The organism is Streptomyces sp. NPDC002690, from assembly GCF_053592415.1.
Genome location: NZ_JBSFVR010000020.1, coordinates 1 through 21,924, shown reverse-complemented (window position 1 = coordinate 21,924; position 21,924 = coordinate 1). Strand labels below are relative to the sequence as shown.

18 protein-coding genes and 1 pseudogene are annotated in these 21,924 nt (G+C 72.0%); 12 read left to right on the top strand and 7 right to left on the bottom strand.

Annotation, left to right across the window (positions count from 1 at the left end; translation table 11 throughout):
- Positions 1-266: 266 nt before the first annotated feature.
- The 5 genes from pdhA (ACWD3D_RS05110) (at position 267) to ACWD3D_RS05090 (ending at position 6,528) form a co-directional block, all read left to right on the top strand.
- Positions 267-1,463 (top strand): pyruvate dehydrogenase (acetyl-transferring) E1 component subunit alpha, encoded by a 1,197-nt coding sequence (pdhA, locus tag ACWD3D_RS05110; protein WP_451459540.1) that lies wholly within the window; start codon positions 267-269, stop codon positions 1,461-1,463.
- Positions 1,460-2,482 (top strand): alpha-ketoacid dehydrogenase subunit beta, encoded by a 1,023-nt coding sequence (locus tag ACWD3D_RS05105; protein ID WP_451459539.1) that lies wholly within the window; start codon positions 1,460-1,462, stop codon positions 2,480-2,482. The genes pdhA (ACWD3D_RS05110) and ACWD3D_RS05105 overlap by 4 nt, the downstream gene beginning before the upstream one ends.
- Entirely contained in the window at positions 2,482-3,942 is a 1,461-nt protein-coding gene (locus ACWD3D_RS05100) for a dihydrolipoamide acetyltransferase family protein (protein WP_451459538.1), read from the top strand. Before ACWD3D_RS05105 ends, ACWD3D_RS05100 begins: the two co-directional genes overlap by 1 nt.
- A 115-nt stretch (positions 3,943-4,057) precedes the next feature.
- Positions 4,058-4,933, top strand: coding sequence for an NTP transferase domain-containing protein (locus ACWD3D_RS05095; protein WP_451459537.1), 876 nt, complete (start codon positions 4,058-4,060; stop codon positions 4,931-4,933).
- A 77-nt stretch (positions 4,934-5,010) separates the two neighbouring features.
- Positions 5,011-6,528: a molybdopterin molybdotransferase MoeA gene (locus tag ACWD3D_RS05090; RefSeq protein ID WP_451459536.1), complete on the top strand. Its 1,518-nt coding sequence runs from the start codon at positions 5,011-5,013 to the stop codon at positions 6,526-6,528.
- 203 nt (positions 6,529-6,731) lie between these two features.
- On the opposite strand, the gene ACWD3D_RS05085 is transcribed toward ACWD3D_RS05090, so the two are convergent.
- Positions 6,732-7,796, bottom strand: coding sequence for a potassium channel family protein (locus tag ACWD3D_RS05085; protein ID WP_451459561.1), 1,065 nt, complete (start codon positions 7,794-7,796; stop codon positions 6,732-6,734).
- Between the two features lie 300 nt (positions 7,797-8,096).
- Here ACWD3D_RS05085 and ACWD3D_RS05080 point away from each other — a divergent pair.
- A pseudogene (locus ACWD3D_RS05080) lies at positions 8,097-8,804 on the top strand (potassium channel family protein); the annotation flags it as partial.
- Positions 8,805-8,904: 100 nt separating this feature from the next.
- The gene (locus ACWD3D_RS05075; RefSeq protein WP_451459535.1) at positions 8,905-9,894 is read left to right on the top strand and encodes an NAD(P)H-quinone oxidoreductase; all 990 of its coding nucleotides are present in this window, start codon (positions 8,905-8,907) and stop codon (positions 9,892-9,894) included.
- Positions 9,895-10,124: 230 nt separating this feature from the next.
- On the opposite strand, the gene ACWD3D_RS05070 is transcribed toward ACWD3D_RS05075, so the two are convergent.
- Both ACWD3D_RS05070 and ACWD3D_RS05065 read right to left on the bottom strand, forming a co-directional pair.
- Positions 10,125-10,670 (bottom strand): bacterial proteasome activator family protein, encoded by a 546-nt coding sequence (locus ACWD3D_RS05070; protein WP_328720522.1) that lies wholly within the window; start codon positions 10,668-10,670, stop codon positions 10,125-10,127.
- A gap of 151 nt (positions 10,671-10,821) precedes the next feature.
- Positions 10,822-10,956 (bottom strand): hypothetical protein, encoded by a 135-nt coding sequence (locus tag ACWD3D_RS05065; protein WP_451459534.1) that lies wholly within the window; start codon positions 10,954-10,956, stop codon positions 10,822-10,824.
- On the opposite strand from ACWD3D_RS05065, the gene ACWD3D_RS05060 reads away from it, so the two are divergent.
- The gene (locus ACWD3D_RS05060) at positions 10,955-11,638 is read left to right on the top strand and encodes a hypothetical protein (protein WP_451459533.1); all 684 of its coding nucleotides are present in this window, start codon (positions 10,955-10,957) and stop codon (positions 11,636-11,638) included. The two genes, ACWD3D_RS05065 and ACWD3D_RS05060, sit on opposite strands and share 2 nt — an antisense overlap.
- A 284-nt stretch (positions 11,639-11,922) precedes the next feature.
- Here ACWD3D_RS05060 and ACWD3D_RS05055 read toward each other — a convergent pair whose 3' ends face one another.
- Positions 11,923-13,539 carry a protein kinase domain-containing protein gene (locus ACWD3D_RS05055; protein WP_451459532.1) on the bottom strand — a complete coding sequence of 539 codons (1,617 nt, stop codon included), beginning with the start codon at positions 13,537-13,539 and terminating at the stop codon, positions 11,923-11,925.
- 409 nt (positions 13,540-13,948) lie between these two features.
- On the opposite strand from ACWD3D_RS05055, the gene ACWD3D_RS05050 reads away from it, so the two are divergent.
- Positions 13,949-15,544, top strand: a complete 1,596-nt coding sequence (locus tag ACWD3D_RS05050; protein ID WP_451459531.1) for a protein kinase domain-containing protein — start codon at positions 13,949-13,951, stop codon at positions 15,542-15,544.
- Between the two features lie 22 nt (positions 15,545-15,566).
- Here ACWD3D_RS05050 and ACWD3D_RS05045 read toward each other — a convergent pair whose 3' ends face one another.
- From ACWD3D_RS05045 to ACWD3D_RS05035, 3 genes are all read right to left on the bottom strand, one after another.
- A complete protein-coding gene (locus ACWD3D_RS05045) occupies positions 15,567-16,583 on the bottom strand; it encodes a phosphotransferase (protein WP_451459560.1) in 1,017 nt (338 codons plus the stop codon).
- Between the two features lie 66 nt (positions 16,584-16,649).
- A complete protein-coding gene (locus tag ACWD3D_RS05040) occupies positions 16,650-17,075 on the bottom strand; it encodes a pyridoxamine 5'-phosphate oxidase family protein (protein WP_451459530.1) in 426 nt (141 codons plus the stop codon).
- 124 nt (positions 17,076-17,199) lie between these two features.
- Positions 17,200-17,862: a response regulator gene (locus tag ACWD3D_RS05035; protein ID WP_450770075.1), complete on the bottom strand. Its 663-nt coding sequence runs from the start codon at positions 17,860-17,862 to the stop codon at positions 17,200-17,202.
- A 347-nt stretch (positions 17,863-18,209) separates the two neighbouring features.
- Between ACWD3D_RS05035 and pdhA (ACWD3D_RS05030) the strand changes: the two genes are divergently transcribed.
- From pdhA (ACWD3D_RS05030) to ACWD3D_RS05020, 3 genes are read left to right on the top strand one after another with little or no spacing between them, the layout of a single operon-like run.
- On the top strand, positions 18,210-19,364 hold the full coding sequence (pdhA, locus tag ACWD3D_RS05030; protein WP_451459529.1) for a pyruvate dehydrogenase (acetyl-transferring) E1 component subunit alpha: 1,155 nt from the start codon (positions 18,210-18,212) through the stop codon (positions 19,362-19,364).
- A 2-nt stretch (positions 19,365-19,366) separates the two neighbouring features.
- Entirely contained in the window at positions 19,367-20,347 is a 981-nt protein-coding gene (locus ACWD3D_RS05025) for an alpha-ketoacid dehydrogenase subunit beta (protein ID WP_451459528.1), read from the top strand.
- Positions 20,348-20,364: 17 nt separating this feature from the next.
- Positions 20,365-21,837 (top strand): dihydrolipoamide acetyltransferase family protein, encoded by a 1,473-nt coding sequence (locus ACWD3D_RS05020; protein ID WP_451459527.1) that lies wholly within the window; start codon positions 20,365-20,367, stop codon positions 21,835-21,837.
- The last annotated feature ends 87 nt before the right edge of the window (positions 21,838-21,924 follow it).

Sequence of the window (21,924 nt, the reverse complement as noted above, 5' to 3'; positions counted from 1 at the left end):
GGACGAGCTGCCTCCATCCCAGGCCGTGCGCGACCGATTGTCCACAGGGCGAGGGTGGCTGTAGCCAAAATGCGCCCACGACCGAACAATCGGTAGGTGAGACACGTCACCCGGGCTCGTCCCGGGCGGCGTCCGCGTGCATCCGCTCCCACTCCGACGTAGACCCCACGTAGGGCGCTCCCCGGCCCGGCGGGATTCCGTTCTTCTCGGGCTTCGCATCCGGGTGTTCCCGTGTGCGGGCCCCCGTTGCCAGGAGGTGCCTCTCCATGACGGTCCAAGAGCTGCCCGGTGCGGCCGGCTACCGGCCCGTGCCGCCCCCGGCCTGGAAGCCGCTCACCGATCCCGCGCCGCTGCTCCCGGACCCGGAGCCGTACCGGGTGCTCGGCACGGACGCCGCGGCCGGGGTCGATCCGAGGCTGCTGTCGCGCCTCTACGCCGAGCTGGTGCGGGGCCGCCGGTACAACGCGCAGGCCACGGCGCTCACCAAGCAGGGGCGCCTCGCCGTGTATCCGTCCAGTACGGGCCAGGAGGCGTGCCAGGTGGCCGCGGCACTGGTGCTCCAGGAGCGGGACTGGCTCTTCCCGAGCTACCGGGACACGCTCGCCGCCGTGGCCAGGGGGCTCGATCCCGTCGAGGCGCTGACGCTGTTGCGAGGTGACCGGCACACCGGTTACGACCCCCGCGAGCACCGGATCGCGCCGCTCTGCACCCCGCTGGCCACGCAGTTGCCGCACGCGGTGGGACTGGCGCACGCGGCGCGGCTCAAGGGCGACGACGTGGTGGCGCTGGCGATGGTCGGGGACGGCGGGACCAGCGAGGGGGACTTCCACGAGGCGCTGAACTTCGCGGCCGTGTGGCGTGCACCGGTCGTCTTCCTCGTGCAGAACAACGGCTTCGCCATCTCGGTGCCGCTGGCCAAGCAGACGGCGGCGCCGTCGCTCGCCCACAAGGCGGTCGGCTACGGCATGCCCGGCAGGCTGGTGGACGGCAACGACGCCGCGGCGGTCCACGAGGTGCTCGCCGAGGCGGTGGCGCGCGCCCGCGGCGGTGGCGGGCCGACGCTGGTGGAGGCGGTCACCTACCGCATGGACGCCCACACCAACGCCGACGACGCGACCCGCTATCGCTCCGAGGACGAGGTGGCCTCCTGGCGGGACCACGATCCGGTGCTGCTCATGGAGCGCGAGCTGACCGGGCGCGGCCTGCTCGACGAAGCGGCCATGGGCGCGGTGCGCCAGGAGGCGGAGCGGATGGCGGCGGCGCTGCGGGAGCGGATGAACGCCGATCCGGTGCTCGACCCGGCGGACCTGTTCGCGCACGTCTTCGCGCGGCGGACCGGACCGCTGCGGGAGCAGGAGGACCGCCTTCGCGCCGAGCTGGAGGCCGAGAGCGAGCAGCGGGGCGCCGAAGGGCGGCAGGACGGGCACGGGCAGGACGAGCGGGAAGCGGAGGGCGGGCGATGACCACTGCGGTGCGGGCGCGGGCGGGCCGCTCACGGTCGGCCACGATGGCCCAGGCGCTGGGACGGGCACTGCGGGACGCGATGGCCGAGGACCCCTCGGTGCACGTGCTCGGCGAGGACGTCGGCACGCTCGGGGGCGTCTTCCGGGTGACCGACGGGCTGGCGGCGGAGTTCGGCGAGGAGCGGTGCACCGACACCCCGCTCGCGGAGGCGGGGATTCTCGGTGCCGCGGTCGGGATGGCGATGTACGGCCTGCGGCCCGTGGTGGAGATGCAGTTCGACGCGTTCGCGTACCCGGCGTTCGAGCAGCTGGTCAGCCATGTGGCGCGGATGCGGAACCGGACCGGGGGAGCCCTTCCGATGCCCTTGACCGTGCGGATTCCGTACGGCGGCGGGATCGGCGGGGTCGAGCACCACAGTGACTCCTCGGAGGCTTACTACATGGCCACTCCGGGGCTCCACGTCGTCACCCCGGCCACTGTGGAGGACGCCTACGGACTGCTGCGTGCCTCGATCGCCTCGGACGACCCCGTGGTGTTCCTGGAACCGAAGCGGCTGTACTGGTCGAAGTCCGACTGGTCGCCCGAGGCTCCGGCCGAGGTCGGGCCCATCGGACGGGCCGTGGTCCGCAGGCCGGGGACGAGCGCGACCCTGATCACCTACGGCCCGTCGCTGCCGGTGTGCCTGGAGGCGGCCGAGGCGGCGGTGGCGGAGGGCTGGGACCTGGAGGTCGTCGATCTGCGGTCGCTGGTGCCCTTCGACGACGGGACGGTCGCCGCGTCCGTGCGGCGGACCGGGCGCGCGGTGATCGTCCACGAGTCCGCCGGGTTCGGCGGACCGGGAGGGGAGATCGCCGCGCGGGTGACCGAGCGGTGTTTCCACCACCTGGAGGCACCGGTGCTGCGGGTCACCGGCTTCGACATCCCGTATCCGCCGCCGATGCTGGAGCGGCACCATCTGCCGGGGGTGGACCGAGTTCTCGACGCGGTCGCCCGGCTCCAGTGGGAGGCGACGCGCTGATGCCCACGGTGCTCGAATTCAGGTTGCCCGACCTCGGCGAGGGACTGACCGAGGCGGTGATCGTGCGCTGGCTGGTGGAGGCCGGCGAGGTCGTCGCCGTGGACCAGCCGGTGGTCGAGGTCGAGACGGCCAAGGCCCTGGTGGAGGTGCCGTGTCCGTACGCAGGGGTGGTCACGGCCCGCTTCGGCGACGAGGGGGCGGAACTCCCGGTCGGCGCCCCGCTGATGACGGTCGCGGTCGCACCGGCCCCGGCGTCCCCGGCGGCCCCGGTGTCCCCAGTGTCCCCGGAGGAGCCCGGGTCGGCCGGTGCCTCGGGGAACGTGCTGGTCGGGTACGGCACGACCGCCCCGGCGGCGCGCCGGCGCCGGGTCCGGCCCGCGCCGATGACGGCCGCGCCGCCGGTCGTCGCCGTGTCTCCGGTCGCTTCCGCCGGTCCGGCCGCTTCCGCCGGTCCGGTCGCTTCCGACGGTCCGGCCGGCGAGGGCGTTCCGGCTCATTGGGCCGTGGCGGATGCTCCGGGCGTGGCGGATGCTCCGGGTGCGGCGGGTGCTCCGGGCGCGGCGGGTGCTCCGGTCGCGGTCATCTCGCCGCTCGTCCGCAGACTCGCCCGGCAGCATGGGCTCGATCTCCGCGAACTGACGGGTTCGGGTCCGGACGGGCTGATCCTGCGGTGCGACGTCGAGTCGGTGATCGGTAGGGCGCCGAAGGCCCCCGGGCACGACGCCGGCTCCCTCGTGGGTGCCGCCGTTCCCCTGCGGGACGGTGCCGCGACCGGCGAACGGATCGCCTTGCGCGGTGTACGGGGTGCGGTCGCCGACAAGATGGTCCGCAGCCGGACCGAGATTCCCGACGCGACCTGCTGGGTGGACGCCGACGCGACCGAGCTGATGGCGGCCCGCGCGGCGATGAACGCGGCCGAGGGCCCGAAGGTGTCGGTTCTCGCCCTGCTGGCCCGGATCTGCGTGGCCGCGCTGGCGAAATACCCGGATCTGAACTCCACCGTGGACACCGCTGCCCGGGAGGTCGTACGGCTTCCCTCCGTCCACCTCGGCTTCGCCGCGCAGACCGGCCGGGGACTCGTGGTGCCGGTGGTCCGCGACGCCCACGCGCGCTCCGTGGACTCACTGGCGGCCGAGCTCGCCCGGCTCACCGGGCTGTCCCGGGACGGGAAACTGACCCCGGCCGAGCTGACGGGCGGCACGTTCACCCTGAACAACTACGGCGTGTTCGGGGTGGATGGCTCCACGCCGATCATCAACCACCCGGAGGCGGCCATGCTCGGCGTCGGCCGCATCGTGCCCCGCCCATGGGTCCACGACGGTGAACTGGCGGTCCGTCACGTGGTGCAGCTCTCGCTCACCTTCGACCACCGGGTCTGCGACGGCGGCACGGCGGGAGGCTTCCTGCGGTACGTCGCCGACTGCGTGGAACAACCGGCGGTCCTGCTGCGGGCCTTGTAGGGCGGCGCCCGGCGGACCACGGGAAGGCCCGGCGCGACCTGCTCCGCTCCGGCGGGCACGGCCCGGGCGGCGCCCGGGCCGACCGGGCTCCGGGGCGGGCGCCCATACTCGTCGCATGACCTCCTATGACGCCATCGTCCTTGCCGGAGGAGCCGCCAGCCGGCTCGGGGGAGCGGACAAGCCCGGGATCGGCGTCGGTGGACGGACGCTGCTCGACCGGGTGCTCGCCGCGTGCGCCGGTGCCGTGAGCACGGTCGTGGTCGGGCCCCGCAGGGCCACGGTCCGGCCGGTGCGGTGGACCCGGGAGACACCCGCGGGCGGCGGTCCGGTGGCCGCGCTGGGCGCGGGCGTCCGGGAGACCGCCGCCCCCTGGGTCGTGGTGCTCTCGGCCGACCTGCCGTTCCTCGGTGCCGCCACCGTCGAAGCGTTGCTGGCCGCCGCCGATGAGGGTGGCCGGGAAGGCGCCCTGTGCGCGGACCCGGACGGGCGCCGACAGCCGCTGGTAGCCGTCTACCGGGCCGAACCACTGCGGCGCGAGCTCGCCCTGCTCGCCACCGAGCACGGCGGCCTCGCCGGACTTCCGTTGCGCCTGCTGACGGCCGAACTCGATCTGGCCACCCTGGCCACGCCGAAGTTCGCCTCGTTCGACTGCGACACTTGGGACGACATCAGGCTGGCGAGGGCGCACATCAGGGAGCATGAGGCCGTGCTGGACGAATGGATCACCGCAGTCAAATCCGAACTGGGCCTCGAACTCGACGTCGACACCGATGTTCTGCTCGACCTGGCGCGCGACGCCGCACACGGCGTCGCGCGACCCGCCGCCCCGCTCACCACCTTCCTCGTCGGGTACGCGGCGGGACTGGCGAGCGCGAACGCCGGACCCGGTGACGCCCCCGGCGCCGTGGCCGAGGCGGCCCGCAAGGCGGCTGCTCTCGCCCTGCGCTGGGAAGAGGAGTCGGGCGACGGCCGGGGAGCCGGAGCCTCGTGACCGGCCGGGAGCCGTTTCCCGCTTCGGAGGCCCCGACCGTGCGGATTTCCGGTTCGGGAACGCCGGGTGACCTCTTCGTGCTTCCGGAACTGGACGACTGCCCCGTGCCCGCGCGCAGAGCCTCCTCGGCGGAGGACGAGCGTGCCGTGGAGCAGGCGTTGGCCCTGGCCAACCGGGTTCCCCCGCACGAGTCTTCGCGCTACGACCTGTCTCCCCCGGACTCCTCCCACCACGGCGACGTGCCCTCGGCCGGAGACCACTCGGAGGGGACGACGCGGCCGTCGGCCCCTCCGGAGCCGTCGGGCTCCGCGAAGTCGGGTTCGGTGAAGTCCGGCTCGGCGAAGTCCGGCTCGGCCGGGTCCGTACCGGCTCGTGGTGCCGCACCCGTGCACCACTCCCCCGGCATCCACTGGGAGCAGGCCCGGGCGCTGTCGGTGCGAGCCGGCCGGAGGACCTCGCTGCCCGCGATCCGGCTGCCGCTCGACCGCTCCCTGGGCCATGTACTCGCCGAGGGGCTCGCGGCGTTGACCGATCTGCCGTCCTTCGACACCTCGGCCATGGACGGCTGGGCCGTCACCGGGCCCGGCCCCTGGCGCTTTCGTGAGGGCTCCGGACTACTGGCCGGAGACGGCGGCCTCGACCGGCTGCCGGACGGCGAGGCGGTACGGATCGCCACCGGCGCCCGTCTGCCGGCCGAAGCGACGGCGGTCATCCGCTCGGAGCACGCCGAGGTGGACGAGGCCAAGGGGATGCTGCACGCCCGGCGGACCGTCGTTCCCGGCCAGGACATCCGGTCGCGCGCGACCGAGTGCCGGACCGGCGAGCAACTACTGGTGCCGGGAACGCTGGTGACGCCCGCGGTGCTCGGTCTGGCCGCCGCCGCCGGGTACGACGCGCTCGTCGTCGTACCGCGTCCCCGGGTGGAGGTGCTGGTGCTCGGTGACGAGCTGCTCACCTCGGGACTCCCCCACGGTGGTCGCATCCGCGACGCGCTCGGGCCCATGCTCGGCCCGTGGCTGCGGGCGGCCGGTGCCGATGTCGCCGATCCCCGCTGCCTCGGGGACGACCCGGAGGCGTTGCGGCACGCGCTCACCACCACCGATGCGGACCTGGTGGTGACGACAGGGGGTACTGCGGCCGGCCCGGTGGACCATGTGCACCCGATCCTCTCCGAGATCGGCGCCGAACTGCTGGTGGACGGCGTGGCGGTCCGTCCGGGCCATCCGATGCTGCTGGCCAGGACGGCTCCGGACGGGCCCTTCCTGGTGGGGCTGCCCGGCAATCCGCTCGCCGCCGTCTCCGGACTCCTCACGCTCGCGCTTCCGCTGCTCGGCGGCCTCGCGGGGCGCGTCGCGCAGGAGCCGTACCGGGCGCTCGTCCACGACGCGGTGCAGGGGCACCCGCACGACACCCGGCTCGTGCCCGTGGTCCATCGGGCCGGGCGCGGAGACACCAGGGACCACGTTGTACCCCTGCGCTACAACGGCCCCGCGATGCTGCGGGGGATCGCCACCGCCGACGGTATGGCCGTGGTGCCGCCGGGGGGTGTACGCCCCGGTGCCGAGGTGGAGATCCTCGATCTGCCGTGGGCTTAGCAAGAGCCAGGCACTCAGGTGCTCAGGCGCTCAGGCGCTCAGGCGCCCGGGCAGTCCGGGCAGTCCGGGCAGTCCGGCCGGTGTCCCGGCCCCCGAAAGGCACGTGGGCCGTTTCACGTGAAACATGCGCCGGACGGGTGCCGGGACAGCGGTCGGACCGGGTCCGACATCAGCGGATCGGGCGGACCGCGCGACGGGTGGTGTCAGTGGGCCGGTGACCCCGATCGGCTGATGGTGATCACACGGTCCTCGCGCTGGAGACCGGCGATCGTGGGGTCCGTGTAGTCGAGCAACTTCCTGTTGCGCAGCACCGCGACGATCAGATCGGAGCACTCGCGCGGCGAGCGCCCGATCTCCTCCTCGGTCACCGCGCGCTCCCCGAGGTCCAGCCCGCTGCCGTGGGTCATCAGGTCTTCCAGCGTCCTGGCCACCGGCGGGCTGGCCATCGAGACCCCGAGCAGGCGGCCGGCCGAACTGGAGCTGGTGACCACGGTGTCCGCGCCGCTCTGCTTGAGCAGAGGAACGTTCTCGTCCTCCCGGACCGCGACGACGATGGTGGCGTGCTTGTTCAGCTGGCGCGCGGTCAGGGTGATCAGGGTGGCCGTCTCGTCGCGCTGGGGGGCGATGATCACCCGACTGGCCGTCTGTACCTCTGCCTTGAGGAGGGTTTCGGAGCGCGTGGCGTCGCCGACCACGGCCACCAGTCCGTCGTCGCCCGCCGCGTGTGCGGCCTTCTGCTGCGGGTCCACCACGACGATCTTGTCCTTGGCCGTGCCGGTGGAGAGCAGCGACTCGATGGCGTGCCGGCCCTTGGTGCCGTAACCGACCACCACGACATGGCCGCGGGTGCGGGAACGCCACCGGTGGATACGCACCTGCTGGCGGGTCCGCTCGGTGAGGACTTCGAGGGTGGTGCCGACCAAGATGATCAGGAAGAGCACCCGGAGCGGGGTGATGACCAGCACGTTCGTGAGGCGGGCACCGTCGCTCACCGGGGTGATGTCGCCGTATCCGGTGGTGGAGAGGGTGACGGTCGCGTAGTAGACCGCGTCGAGCAGGTCGACGCTGCCGTCGGAGGTGTCGTTGTATCCGGCGCGGTCGGACCAGACGATCACCACCGTGACCGCGAGGACCAGCAGGGCCATCGCCAGCCGCCGGAGCACCTGTTGGAGCGGCGGCAGGGCGCCCTGCGTCGGCATGGTGATGGCGCGACTGGCCTCGCTGTCGTCCCGCGCCTCCGAGCGCGAGCGGTGCCAGAGGGTCCGCAGGATGGAGAACCTGCCGGTCCTGGCTGCTGGTCGGTTCTCGTCCTTCAATGCATGTCCTCTGGCGGCGGCGGGCAGGTGGTCACGTCGTGGCCCATGGTCGTGGATCGACGACGAGGACGGATGCCGAAGTGCCCGGCACGCGGTGTGTCTCCACCAGCCGTGCACCGTCACCGGCGGACAGAAGCGTAAGGGGTTCCGCGCGGCCGTTCCGTCCCTCGTCCTTCCGTACCCTGGGAGCTGCGCCGTACCGCGCGATACGCCGGGCAGGGTGATCCGTCGCCCCATTGAACCGCCGAGTTCCTGAATCGCTGGAGAAGCAACGTGCGAGATCACAGTGTGGTCGTCGGTTTCGGTACGAAGGGCCGCTCGGCCGTGCAGACCCTCTGCGCGACCGGCCTGCGGAAGGACCGGATCGTCATCGTCGATCCGTCCGGCAAGGTGGTCGACGCGGTCAACGCGCAGGGGTTCACCGGGGTACAGGGGGATGCCACCCGCAGCGAGGTCCTCCTGCGGGCCGAGGTCCAGAAGGCGCGTCAGATCATCATCGCCACCCAGCGGGACGACACCGCGGTGCTGGTGACGCTGACGGCCCGGCAGCTGAATCAGAGCGCGAAGATCGTCGCCGCGGTGCGCGAGGAGGAGAACGCCCCGCTGCTCCGGCAGTCCGGAGCGGACGCGGTCATCACCAGCGCGAGTGCGGCGGGCCGGCTGCTGGGTCTCTCGGCGCTCAGCCCCAGCGCGGGCACGGTGCTGGAGGACCTCATCCAGCACGGCAGCGGCCTGGATCTCATCGAGCGGCCGGTGATAAAGAGCGAGGTGGGCAAGGGTGTCCGGGAGACCGACGACCTGGTGGTGAACGTGGTGCGGGGCCACCGGATGCTCAGCTACGACGATCCCGCCGCGAGCCCTCTGCAGATGACGGACCGGGTGGTGGTGGTCGTGCGCGCCTCCCCGCTGCCCTCCCCGCTGATCCCGAACCGGCCGCCGCAGGGCCCGCAGCGGCTGTAGCGCCGGCACGGGAGCCCGCACCCGCCCGTTCGCCCACCGGCCGCCGGGGCAGGCGCCGCCTGCCGGGTGGGGGCGGCGGCCACGGAGTAGCCTCGCGGCCATGTATGCGATCACGATCCCGGAACCCGGTGGCCCCGAGGCACTCGTCTGGACCGAGGTGCCCGATCCCGTACCTGGCGAGGGCGAAGTCCTCGTGGAGGTGCTCTCCAGCGCGGTGAACCGCGCCGACGTCATGCAGCGCCAGGGCTTCTACGACCCGCCGCCCGGCGCGTCCGCGTACCCCGGTCTCGAATGCGCGGGGCGGATTGCCGCGCTGGGCCCGGGGGTGAGCGGCTGGGCGGTGGGTGACGAGGTCTGCGCGCTCCTCGCCGGCGGCGGTTACGCGGAGAAGGTCGTGGTGCCCTCCGGGCAGTTGCTGCCGGTGCCCGCGGGCCTCGACGTGGTGTCGGCGGCGGCGCTTCCCGAGGTGACGTCGACGGTCTGGTCGAACGTCTTCATGGTCGCGCATCTGCGTCCTGGCGAGACCCTGCTGGTGCACGGCGGTTCCAGCGGCATCGGCACCATGGCGATCCAGCTGGCCAAGGCGGTCGGCGCCCGGGTCGCGGTGACCGCGGGCAGCGCGGAGAAACTGGCGAGCTGCGCGGAACTCGGCGCGGACATCCTGATCAACTACCGCGAGCAGGATTTCGTGGAGGAGATCCGCAAGGCGACGGACGGCGCGGGCGCGGACGTCATCCTCGACATCGTGGGCGCGAAGTACCTGGGGAAGAACGTCGACGCACTCGCCACCAACGGGCGGCTCGCCGTCATCGGTCTCCAGGGCGGCGCGAAGGCCGAGCTGAACCTGGGTGCCCTGCTGACCAAGCGGGCCGCCGTCACCGCCACATCGCTCCGGGGCCGCCCGCAGGCGGAGAAGGCCGCGATCGTGGCGGCCGTGCGCGAGCACGTCTGGCCGCTGATCGAGGGCGGCGTGGTCCGCCCGATCGTGGACCGTACGGTCCCGATGGCCGAGGCCGCCGAGGCCCACCGGGTGCTGGAGTCCAGCACCCACATCGGCAAGGTCCTGCTGCTGGCGCCCGCCGCGAACTAGGGCGTGCGTGCCAGGCGTCGTCGGTCAGGCGGGACTTTCGACACACGCCCCGGCTGAGGCGTGTGCCGAAAACTCGGCCCCGGTGGTCTGCATGACGAGAGCCCGGCCCGCACGGAATCCGCATCGGGTTCCGCGGGCCGGGCTCTGCCGGGTTCCGCGCGCGGAGGGTCCGCGCGTCGGCGTGCTGATCGTTCGGCTCCGGAGCTCGAAGATCGAGCCGAGCACAGTCCTCAGAGATACGGGCCGGAGCGGATCGCGCCGTGCGGGTCCCCGCCGGCTCCTTCTTCGTCTCCGGAGCCGGGCGGCAGCGCGCGCCGCATCTGCTCCAGCTGGGCCCGGGCCGCCATCTGCTGGGCGAACAGAGCCGTCTGGATGCCGTGGAACAGGCCCTCCAGCCAGCCCACCAGCTGAGCCTGCGCGATCCGCAGTTCGGCCTCCGAGGGGACCGACTCCTCCGTGAAGGGCAGCGAAAGGCGCTCCAGCTCCTCCACCAGCTCCGGTGCGAGTCCGTCCTCCAGTTCCTTCACGGAACTGGCGTGGATCTCCTTGAGCCGGACGCGGCTCGCCTCGTCGAGAGGTGCCGCTCTGACCTCCTCGAGGAGCTGCTTGATCATGCTGCCGATGCGCATGACCTTCGCGGGCTGTTCGACCATCTCCGTCACTGGGACCTCGCGGGACTCGTCGCCACTGGCACCGCCGCCGACAGCCATTCCGTCCTGTCCCACTACGAGGACTTGGGGGTGCTCCTGCGACCGGTCATTCCTCGGCATCTCCATGCCGCCATTGTCTCGCACATGCTCCGTACACAGGGGTGGTGCCCCTTCTTAGGCGTGATCCACCGTCCTCTACGTACCTGAATGCGTGATCGGTCCCCCGGGGATGGCCCGGCACAGCGCCCGATGTGGACCTCGTGGGGCGTGTTTCAGGTCAGTCCGCGCGGCGCACACGGACGCCGAGGAGGAGCAGCCCGAGGCCGACCAGGGTGATCCCGCCGCCCAGGGACAGCCCTCGGAGCCGCTCGGCGGTCCGGGCGTTCAGTGCGCGCCGGTGGGCCGTCGTCATGGGCCTGGAGGACGGGAAGGGCGGCGCGGTGGAGGCCGGGGCGGGCGGGGGAGTCACCTCGTGGTCGTCCTCCAGTGCGGCGACGGCCGAGGCGAACTCCTCGGGGGTCAGCGACCTTCCGGGGCGTACCCGGCCCTCCCCGGCGGGCCGCCCGGCGAACGGTGGCCCGTCCTTCGGTGGACCGGCCGAAGCGTCCTCGGACGGGCCGCCGGAGGGCCTGCCGGACGGCGACGGCGGGACCAGCGGGGTGGCCGGGGGCGTGATCGTGGTGGGCCCGGTGGAGATGCTCGCGTCGATTCCGCCCGGTGGGGCCGACACGGCGAGGACCGGCACGCCGGGGGCCGGTGCCGGCACGGCGGAGACCGGTGCGCCGGAAGCCGGTGGGCGGACGCCCGCCGAGGGCCGGGGCACCGAGGACTGGCGCGCCGGAGACGGGTGCGCCGAGGAGGAGGGCACCGGCGAGGGTGGCGCCGAAGGCGAGCGCGATGAGGACGAGCGGGGCGAGGACGGGGCCGCCGAGGACCGGGGACCCGAGGGCGCGGAAGCATGCGGTCCGAAGGGGGCGAGGGTGCTCGTACGGGGCGACGCGAAGGCGGTTCCGCCGGTCGCCGGAATCGGCACCGCGGTCATGGCGAGCAGGAGGCAGGCCGCCGACCTCGACATCCACCGAGACCGCGGGTGAGGAGGACCTGGAGCCATGGGATCAGCGTCACACGCCCGCACATTCCCGGCATCCCGGATGGATGGATGTCATCCGCCCTGATGACGACGGGCCCCGCCCCCACCCGAACGGCCGATCAGAGCCACGAACGAACGGCCGATCCAGGTGGTCGATCTACCCGGTCGAGCACCCGGTCGAGCACCCGGTCGAGCACCCGGTCCGGACGGCCGGTCCGGACGGCCGGGCGATCGCCACGGCCTGACCGAGCGCCCGGTCCGGCCGTGGCGATCGCCCGGCCGCCGGACTCAGTTCGGGTCCCCCGTGGAGACGCTCAGCTCGATGTGGGCGCCCTGCGGGTCGATGGCCGTACCCGCGGTCGGGAACTGCTTGACGATCTGGTCCTCGGCGTAGGTGTTGCCGGGTTCCTCGATCACCTTGAGGGTCCACCCGGCGGCGTCGGCGCAGGCCTTCGCGGAGAGCAGGTCCTTGTAGACGAAGTCCGGGGCGGAGACCTTCTCCGGATCACGGACGTCCGTGCTCGGGCGGGTGCACTTGTCGGTGGTCATCGTCCGGTTGCGCTCGGGCCCCTTGTGCTCACCCGCGACCGCCGGCGCGCTGCTGTCGGTGCCGCCGGTGGCGTCCGGTTCGTCGTCCCCGCCCTCGCCCCCGCCGATCAGGAAGACCGCCCCCAGGCCGATGACGGCGATGACGGCGACGGCGACCGAACCCAGGACCACCCCGTTCCGCCGGGGCTTGCCGGAGCCCCCGGCGCCCGCGCCGCCGGCGGTCGCGGCCACGGCGTACGGCGGCGGGGTCTGCTGGTACGCGGGCGGGGCGGCCTGCGGGTAGCCGTAGCCCGCCGCCGGGGTCGGGGCCCCGTACGGGCCGGGCTGCTGCGGTTGCTGGTGCGCCGGGTACGGGGTCTGGACGCCGTACGGGGTGGGCGGGTTCTGCTGGTCCACCGGCGGGAAGACCGTCGCGCCGACGCCCGAACCGCTGTTCGTCGGGCCGCCGGCGACGATCACCGGGGCGACGGCGGGGCCCGACGCGCTCAGCACCCGGAAGACCTCGTCGCGCATCGCGGCGGCGCTGGGGAAGCGTTCGTTCGGGTTCTTCCGCAGTGCGCGGGCGACGAGCGCGTCGACCGCGGGGGAGACCGCCCGGTTGAGGGTGGACGGGGCCGGAGGCTGCTCCTGCACGTGCGCGTACGCGATGGCGAGCGGGGACTCCGCGTCGAACGGGAGGCGCCCGGTGAGCAGTTGGAAGAGCATGATGCCGACCGAGTAGAGGTCGGAGCGGGCGTCCACGCCTCGGCCGAGGGCCTGCTCGGGAGAGAGGTACTGAGGGGTGCCGACGACCATGCCGGTCTGGGTCATCGAGGTGACGCCGGACTGCATGGCGCGGGCGATCCCGAAGTCCATGACCTTCACGACGCCGCGCTTGGTGATCATGACGTTGCCGGGCTTGATGTCGCGGTGGACGAGCCCCATCTCATGGCTGGTCTCCAGGGCGGCCAGCACGTCGGCGGTCACCTTGAGGGCCTTGTCGGCGGGCATGGCGCCCTGGGCGGCGATGTCCTGGCGCAGCACCGCGCCGAGTGGCAGGCCCTCCACGTACTCCATGACGATGTACGGCATCAGGGCGCCGCCGAGTTCGTCCTCGCCGGTGTCGAAGACGGAGACGATGTTGGTGTGCTGGAGCTTCGCGACGGCCTGCGCCTCGCGGCGGAACCGCTCGCGGAACGACTGTTCGCGCCCGAGTTCGGTGTGCAGGGTCTTGATCGCCACCTGGCGGTCGAGCGCCGCGTCGTAGGCGAGGTAGACGGAGGCCATACCGCCTTCGCCGAGCAGGTCGCGGAGCTGGTACCGCCCACCGGCGACGGCTCCGCCCGCGTAGCGCCCGTGCGAACCGTCCTGGCTCATGACGTGTCTCCCCCTCGGCGCGCCGATGACGCGTGTCCCCTGTTTTCGTGGGTGTACGCGGGTATCGCGGAAATCTGTACCGAAACTTCGGTGAACAGCGAGCGCCGGTGCCCGGGAATCCGCGAAGATCCGTATTACGGGCCAAGTCTGCCCGAGGGGTGGGACACGTCAAGCCAGGTGCCGGTTCCGTGACCCTGACCACACGAACCGTCTCGGAAGCGTTACCGGAACGGCCCGGAATGTGCCCGTGCGGCACGCGGGCCGATCGGATGACCGGTTTCGCTCCGGACCGAGCGGCGCGGTGGAGGCTGTAGCGTGGCGTGGCAATGCAGCTGCCCATTCAGCTGATGCAGGAACCAGGCACCGTGAGGACCCGCGGACGCGCGGACAGATACGACGGCGAGGACTGATGGCACCCGATTCCGAAGCAAACGGCGGCGGAGTCTCGGATGGCACCGACTCCTGGGGCGTCGGCGGCGTCGTCGGGGACGGCCGTTACCGGATGACCCACCGCCTCGGCAGGGGCGGAATGGCGGAGGTCTACGCCGCGGAGGACGTCCGTCTCGGACGTACCGTCGCGGTGAAGCTGCTCCGTTCCGATCTCGCCGAGGACCCGGTCTCCAAGGCGCGGTTCACCCGCGAGGCGCAGTCGGTGGCCGGACTCAACCACCACGCGATCGTCGCCGTGTACGACTCCGGCGAGGACGTCGTGGGCGGTCAGACCGTCCCCTACATCGTGATGGAGCTGGTCGAGGGCCGCACCATCCGTGAACTGCTGATCAGTGCGGAGGCGCCGCCTCCGGAGCAGGCGCTCATCATCGTCTCGGGTGTGCTGGAGGCTCTTGCCTACTCGCACCAGCACGGCATCGTGCACCGGGACATCAAGCCCGCGAACGTCATCATCACCAACTCCGGTGCGGTCAAGGTCATGGACTTCGGCATCGCCCGTGCGCTGCACGGCGCGCAGTCGACGATGACGCAGACCGGCATGGTCATGGGCACGCCGCAGTACCTCTCTCCGGAGCAGGCGCTCGGCAAGGCCGTCGACCACCGCTCCGACCTGTACGCGACCGGCTGTCTGCTGTACGAACTGCTGGCGCTGCGGCCCCCGTTCACCGGTGAGACGCCGCTCTCGGTGGTGTATCAGCACGTCCAGGACATTCCGCTGCCGCCCTCCGACGTCTCGGACGCCGTGCCGCCGGAGCTGGACGGTCTGGTGATGCGTTCGCTCGCGAAGGAGCCGGACGACCGGTTCCAGAGCGCCGAGGAGATGCGCGGGACGGTCCAGTACGGCCTGCAGATGCTCCAGGTCCAGGGCGGCCACACGGGGACGTGGAACACCGGACCGGTCGCCGGGTACGACGCGGCCCACACCCAGGCGCAGGGCTACGCCGGAGCGACCCAGGTGATGGGGGCCGGCGGCTACGCCTCGCACGGGGACACCTCGAAGGGGCCGATCCTGCCCCCGATGAACCCGGACGACGGCGGCTACGGCGGCGGTTACGGCGGCGGCCAGGGGAACGGCGGCGGCAAGAGCAAGATGTGGCTCCTCGCGGTGCTCGCGCTGGTCGCGATCGGCGTCGGGATCGCGATCGCGGTCAACGCGGCGAGCGGCGACGACACCGACAAGGGGCGGGTGGAGCAGACCACCTCGACCTCGCCGTCCCCGGACGAGACCTCGGCCGAGCCGAGCGACGATCCGACCAAGGAGACGCAGGCGCCCGAGGACTCCTCGGGCGGGCAGTCGCAGTGGTCCCAGGAGCCGACCTGGACTCCGACGCCCACGGAGACGAAGCCTTCGGACACCCCGAAGCCGACCCAGACGACGCAGGCACCCGCCACGTCGACGGGCGGGAACGTCTCCGGCTCCACGGGCGAGACGACCGAGGAGCCGACCACGGACCCGACGGACGACGAGGGTTCCGGCGCGCTGGGTGGTCTCGTCGGAGGCGGCACCACCGACGAACCCACCGATTCGACGGGAACGACCGCCACCACCGGCTGAGCCGGGGGCACGCGAGGACCGCTCACCCGGTGAACGCCTCGTTCACCGCCTCGTACTCCCGGGTCCACCACACCACCAGGGCCGACACCGCAGGGAACTGCGGGTCGGCCCTTCGGTCTCCCAGGGCGTAGCGCCAGCGCAATATCCAGAAGTCGTTGAGCCGCTCCCACCACACCCGGTGCACCGCGGCGGCGAGTTCCGCCGGGCCGGCGCCGGCGGCCTCGCGGTAGGCGCGTGCGTACGCCTTGATCTTGTCCAGCTCCAGCTTGCCGGCGGGCTGCACGAAGAAGATCGCCGCGGCGCGTACCGCTTCCTCGGCGCGGGGCTGTACGCCGAGACGGTCCCAGTCGACGATCGCCACCGGGTCGCTGCCCCGGTAGAGCAGGTTCAGCGGGTGGAAGTCGCCGTGCACCCAGCCGTGGGCGGGGCCCACGGGGGTCGGCGGGCGGCGGTGGGCGTGGCGTTCGAGGAGTGCCCGGCGTTCGACGAGTCGGTGCACGGCCAGCTCGTCGAAGGCGTCCAACGGGGTGTCGCGGGGGCGTACGCCGCGTGCCGCGTCGAGCAGCTCGTCGATGAGGGCGAAGGTGTCGGCGGGATCGGGGCTGCCGTGTCCGCGCCGCGTGGCCTGCGTGCCGCTGCCGGGGCCCATGACCTGTTCGAGTCCTGTGTGTACGGCTCCGAGGAGCGCCCCGAGACGCGTGGACTGGTCGGGGGTGAGCTGGGCGCCGACCCGGTGGCGGCCGTCGACCCAGGGGTGCAGGGCGAAGCAGTGGCCGTCGATCACCGTGACGGTCTCGCCGTCCGCGTCGGCCAGCGGCGGCGCGACGGGGACGCCGATCGACTGGAGACGCTGGGTCGCCCGGTGCTGGCGGGCGATGAGGGAGCGTTCGCCGGTGGCGTCGTCCAGGTGCTGCTTGTCCAGGTGGTGCTTGAGGAAGTACGCGCCGCGCGTGGTGGAGACGCGGTAGCCGTGGTTGAGCAGTCCCTTGGTGATCGGCTCGCAGGCGAGCGGTTCACCGACCGCTGGATAGCGGCGCATGACCTCGCCGACCGGAGGCTTGGGAGGGAGGGTTACATATGAGCGCGGCACTTACCAGATGGTAGATCACGCAACGTGCCCCGGATGCGGACTTGAATTCCAGCCCAGAGTGTGCATGGAGACGAACTGCGGGCGCAGCCGGAGGTAGACCGGAGCGAAGGATTCCCCGTTGACCTCGGCGGGCGGGGCGCCGAAGCGGGCGCGCTGGGCGGGGGTGGGTTCCAGCAGCTCGGCGGTGCCGGTGAACTGCACGGCCCACAGGTCGCCGGCGCCCGGGGCCGCCGTGTTGAGGTTGTCGGCCCCGTAGGCGACGACGCTGCCGTCGCAGGCCTCGTGGTGGCCGAGTCCGCCGTGCATGCGCAGCAGGAGATGCCCGTCGCACACGAGGTGGCGGGCGAGGGCCAGCAGGGGGAGCGCACGCCTGCTGGTCGCCAGCCGGCCGTACGGGACCCGGTTCAGCAACTCGATGGCATGCGATTCCTCTGGAGACATGCCTTCCACTGTCCGGTGGCGCCCGGCCCGTGCGTAAGGGCCGGCGGCCCCGTGCACACCGGGACCAAGGTCCCGGGCGCCACCGGAGCCCCGGCCCGTCCCGACGCCCGTGTGGGGCTGCGGGTCAGCGTTCGCCCTCGGCCTGGATGCGGGCGACGTACGCGGCGGCCTGCGAGCGGCGCTCCATGCCGAGCTTCGACAGGAGGCTGGAGACGTAGTTCTTGATGGTCTTCTCCGCGAGGTGCAGGCGCTCCCCGATGACCCGGTTGGTGAGCCCCTCGCCGATCAGGTCGAGGATCTTGCGTTCCTGGTCGGTCAGGTTGGCGAGCTTGTCGTCGCCCTTGCTGTCCTTGCCGTCGCGCAGGCGGGCCAGCACCCGGGCGGTGGCCGCCGGGTCCAGCAGCGACTTTCCGGCCGCCACGTCGCGTACCGCGCTCAGCAGCTCATTGCCCCGGATCGCCTTCAGTACGTACCCCGAGGCCCCGGCCATGATCGCGTCGAACAGGGCCTCGTCGTCCGCGTACGAGGTGAGCATCAGGCACTTGATGTTCTCGTTCTGGGAGCGGATCTCCCGGCACACCTCCACCCCGCTGCCGTCCGGCAGGCGCACGTCCAGGACGGCCACGTCGGGGCGGGTGGCGGGGATGCGGACCAGGGCGTCGGCGGCGGTGCCGGCCTCACCGACGACCTCGATGTCGTCCTCCACCGCGAGCAGGTCGTGGACGCCCCGGCGGACTACCTCGTGGTCGTCGAGTAGAAATACGGTGATTTTTCCATCTTCGGACACATTCGCAGTCTCACACACTCCGCTCCGCTCCGCCCTATCCCTGCGTCGGCCCCCCGGGATAACGTGCCGTTGTTCCGGCGGCCTGCCAGGCTGTTACCAGTGCTGTGACCAGCGAGAGTTCGGGTTTTCGCGATTTACTTGGAAATCCAAGCAAAAACGCAGGTCAGAGAGGGTTTCGCGTATATGCGACCCACTGGGTAACGTGCCTGTGACAGGGTGCTCGCCGGGGCACCTGTCACGCCTGTTCCCGGCCGAGCGGCACCCACCCCGTGCACGGGTCCGGACACAGGCGAGCCGCACTGGTTCCCGGCAGACCCCGGGGTCCGGACCGACGGAGGAGCACGCACGTGACCGTGGAGAGCACTGCCGCGCGTAAGCCGCGACGCAGTAGCAGCAGCAGGCGCACCAGCGCCGCGAAGGCACCACAGAGTTCCGAGCCCCAGCTCGTACAGCTCCTGACGCCCGAGGGCGAGCGTGTGGAGCACCCCGAGTACAGCGTCGACCTCTCCCCCGAGGAGCTGCGCGGGCTGTACCGGGACATGGTGCTGACCCGCCGGTTCGACTCCGAGGCGACCGCGCTGCAACGCCAGGGCGAGCTGGGCCTGTGGGCCTCGCTGCTGGGCCAGGAGGCCGCGCAGATCGGTTCCGGCCGGGCGCTGAACGACGACGACTACGTCTTCCCCACCTACCGCGAGCACGGCGTCGCCTGGTGCCGCGGGGTGGACCCGACGAACCTGCTCGGCCTGTTCCGCGGCGTGAACCACGGCGGCTGGGACCCGAACAGCAACAACTTCCACCTGTACACGCTGGTCATCGGCTCGCAGACCCTGCACGCCACCGGCTACGCCATGGGTGTCGCCAAGGACGGCGCGGACTCCGCCGTGGTCGCGTACTTCGGCGACGGCGCCACCAGCCAGGGCGACGTCGGCGAGGCGTTCACCTTCGCGGCGGTCTACAACGCGCCGGTCGTGTTCTTCTGCCAGAACAACCAGTGGGCGATCTCCGAGCCCACCGCGCGCCAGACCCGGGTGCCGCTCTACCAGCGCGCCCAGGGCTACGGCTTCCCCGGCGTCCGCGTCGACGGCAACGACGTGCTCGCCTGCCTCGCCGTGACCAAGGCGTCGCTGGAGCGGGCCCGCCGCGGAGAGGGCCCCACCCTCGTGGAGGCGTTCACCTACCGCATGGGCGCGCACACCACCTCCGACGACCCGACGAAGTACCGGGCCGACGAGGAACGCGCCGCGTGGGAGGCGAAGGACCCGATCCTGCGGCTGCGCACGTACCTGGAGAAGCAGAAGTTCGCCGACGCGGCCTTCTTCACCGCCCTGGAGGCGGAGAGCGACGCGCTCGGCAAGCGAGTACGGGAGGGCGTCCGCGCGATGCCGGACCCCGAGCCCCTCGCCATGTTCGAGCACGCGTACGCGGACGGGTCCTCGCTCGTCGACGAGGAGCGCGCCGAGTTCACCGCCTACCAGGCATCGTTCGCCGAGGAGGAGAACTGACCATGGCCGCGGAAAAGATGTCCATCGCCAAGGCGCTCAACGAGTCGCTGCGCCACGCCCTCGACACCGACCCCAAGGTCCTGATCATGGGTGAGGACGTCGGCAAGCTCGGCGGCGTCTTCCGGATCACCGACGGGCTCCAGAAGGACTTCGGCGAGGGACGGGTGATCGACACCCCGCTCGCCGAGTCCGGCATCGTCGGTACGGCGATCGGGCTGGCCCTGCGGGGCTACCGTCCCGTCGTCGAGATCCAGTTCGACGGTTTCGTCTTCCCCGCGTACGACCAGATCGTCACACAGCTCGCGAAGATGCGCGCCCGCTCGCTCGGCACGATCAAGCTGCCCGTCGTGGTCCGTATCCCCTACGGCGGCGGCATCGGCGCGGTCGAGCACCACAGCGAGTCGCCCGAAGCGCTGTTCGCGCACGTCTCCGGTCTGAAGATCGTCTCGCCGTCGAACGCGCACGACGCCTACTGGATGATGCAGCAGGCCCTCCAGAGCGACGACCCGGTCATCTTCTTCGAGCCGAAGAGGCGTTACTGGGACAAGGGCGAGGTCGACACCGAGGCCATTCCGGTCCCGCTGCACGATGCCGTCACCGTCCGCGAGGGCAGCGACCTCACGCTCGTCGCGTACGGGCCGATGGTGAAGGTCTGCCTGGAGGCCGCCGCGGCGGCCCAGGAGGAGGGCCGGTCGATCGAGGTCCTGGACCTGCGGTCGATGTCCCCGATCGACTTCGACGCCATCCAGACCTCGGCCGAGAAGACCGGCCGGCTGGTCGTCGTGCACGAGGCCCCGGTGTTCTACGGCTCCGGCGCGGAGATCGCCGCCCGGATCACCGAGCGCAGCTTCTACCATCTCGAAGCACCGGTCCTGCGTGTCGGCGGCTACCACGTGCCGTACCCGCCGGCCCGGCTCGAAGACGAGTACCTGCCGGGTCTCGACCGGGTGCTCGACGCCGTCGACCGCTCGCTGGCGTACTGAGGAGAGGGGTCGTGACGATGACCGACACAACGGTCCGTTTCCGCGAGTTCAAGATGCCCGACGTGGGCGAGGGACTCACCGAGGCGGAGATCCTCAAGTGGTTCGTGCAGCCCGGCGACACCGTCACCGACGGCCAGGTCGTGTGCGAGGTGGAGACCGCCAAGGCGGCCGTCGAGCTGCCGATCCCGTTCGACGGGGTGGTGCACGAGCTGTGCTTCCCCGAGGGCACCACGGTCGACGTCGGCCAGGTGATCATCTCGGTGGACGTGGCGCCCGGTTCGGCCGCCGGCGTACCCGCGCAGGAAGCGGTGACCGCTCCGGCGGAGCCCGAGGCCGCTGCCGCCGCTCCGGAGGAGACGCCCAAGGGCCGGCAGTCCGTGCTGGTCGGTTACGGGGTCTCCGAGGGTTCCACCAAGCGCCGCCCGCGCAAGAGCGCCGAGCCCGCGACGGCCGCGAGCGCCGCGATCGGGGCGATCCAGGGCGAGCTGAACGGGCGCGGTGCCGGAGCCGGTGCCGCACCGGTCGTGGCCAAGAGCCGCCCGCTCGCCAAGCCGCCGGTCCGCAAGCTCGCGAAGGACCTCGGCATCGACCTGGCCTCGGTCACCCCGACCGGCCCGGACGGTGTCATCACCCGCGAGGACGTGCACGCCGCCGCCGCTCCGGCGACGCCCCCGGCGGGCGCCGCTCCCGCGGCGGTGGAAGCGCTCGACGAGCACGCGCCGTACGACACCGGAACGTACTACGGCGCTCCGGCCGAGACGCCGCGGCCGGTGGCAGCGGTCCCGGGTGCGCGGGAGACCCGTATCCCCGTCAAGGGGGTCCGGAAGGCCATCGCCCAGGCGATGGTCACCAGCGCCTTCACCGCGCCGCACGTCACCGAGTTCGTCACGGTCGACATCACCCGCACGATGAAGCTCGTCGCGGAGCTGAAGGAGGACAAGGACCTCGCCGGGGTCCGGGTCAACCCGCTGCTCCTCATCGCGAAGGCCGTACTCGTCGCGGTCAGGCGGAACCCGGGCGTCAACGCCGCCTGGGACGAGGCCAACCAGGAGATCGTCCAGAAGCACTACGTCAACCTGGGCATCGCCGCCGCCACCCCGCGCGGACTGATCGTGCCGAACATCAAGGACGCGCAGGCCAAGACCCTTCCCGAACTCGGTTCGGCACTCGGTGAGTTGATCTCCACCGCGCGTGAGGGCAAGACCTCCCCGGCGGCGATGGCGGGCGGCACGCTCACCCTCACCAACGTGGGCGTCTTCGGCGTGGACACCGGCACGCCCATCCTCAACCCGGGCGAGTCCGCGATCCTCGCGATCGGCGCGATCAAGCTCCAGCCCTGGGTCCACAAGGGCAAGGTGAAGCCCCGTCAGGTCACCACGCTGGCGCTTTCGTTCGACCACCGCCTCATCGACGGCGAGCTCGGTTCGAGGTTCCTGGCGGACATCGCCGCGATCCTGGAGCAGCCGAAGCGCCTGATCACCTGGGCCTGACCGCTCGTACAGGTACGAGGTGGGGGCGCCCCCCCCCGCGGGGGGGGCGCCCCCGCGTGTGTTTTGAAATTTAACACAGAATAAAAC

What these genes read in the sequence shown, in the direction of transcription:
- pdhA (WP_451459540.1), top strand. Translation starts at nt 267, where the DNA reads ATGACGGTCCAAGAGCTGCCCGGTGCGGCCGGCTACCGGCCCGTGCCG.
- ACWD3D_RS05105 (WP_451459539.1), top strand. Translation starts at nt 1,460, where the DNA reads ATGACCACTGCGGTGCGGGCGCGGGCGGGCCGCTCACGGTCGGCCACG.
- ACWD3D_RS05100 (WP_451459538.1), top strand. Translation starts at nt 2,482, where the DNA reads ATGCCCACGGTGCTCGAATTCAGGTTGCCCGACCTCGGCGAGGGACTG.
- ACWD3D_RS05095 (WP_451459537.1), top strand. Translation starts at nt 4,058, where the DNA reads ATGACCTCCTATGACGCCATCGTCCTTGCCGGAGGAGCCGCCAGCCGG.
- ACWD3D_RS05075 (WP_451459535.1), top strand. Translation starts at nt 8,905, where the DNA reads ATGTATGCGATCACGATCCCGGAACCCGGTGGCCCCGAGGCACTCGTC.
- ACWD3D_RS05070 (WP_328720522.1), bottom strand. Translation starts at nt 10,670, where the DNA reads ATGGAGATGCCGAGGAATGACCGGTCGCAGGAGCACCCCCAAGTCCTC.
- ACWD3D_RS05060 (WP_451459533.1), top strand. Translation starts at nt 10,955, where the DNA reads ATGGGCCTGGAGGACGGGAAGGGCGGCGCGGTGGAGGCCGGGGCGGGC.
- ACWD3D_RS05065 (WP_451459534.1), bottom strand. Translation starts at nt 10,956, where the DNA reads ATGACGACGGCCCACCGGCGCGCACTGAACGCCCGGACCGCCGAGCGG.
- ACWD3D_RS05055 (WP_451459532.1), bottom strand. Translation starts at nt 13,539, where the DNA reads ATGAGCCAGGACGGTTCGCACGGGCGCTACGCGGGCGGAGCCGTCGCC.
- ACWD3D_RS05050 (WP_451459531.1), top strand. Translation starts at nt 13,949, where the DNA reads ATGGCACCCGATTCCGAAGCAAACGGCGGCGGAGTCTCGGATGGCACC.
- ACWD3D_RS05045 (WP_451459560.1), bottom strand. Translation starts at nt 16,583, where the DNA reads ATGCGCCGCTATCCAGCGGTCGGTGAACCGCTCGCCTGCGAGCCGATC.
- ACWD3D_RS05040 (WP_451459530.1), bottom strand. Translation starts at nt 17,075, where the DNA reads ATGTCTCCAGAGGAATCGCATGCCATCGAGTTGCTGAACCGGGTCCCG.
- ACWD3D_RS05025 (WP_451459528.1), top strand. Translation starts at nt 19,367, where the DNA reads ATGGCCGCGGAAAAGATGTCCATCGCCAAGGCGCTCAACGAGTCGCTG.
- ACWD3D_RS05020 (WP_451459527.1), top strand. Translation starts at nt 20,365, where the DNA reads ATGACCGACACAACGGTCCGTTTCCGCGAGTTCAAGATGCCCGACGTG.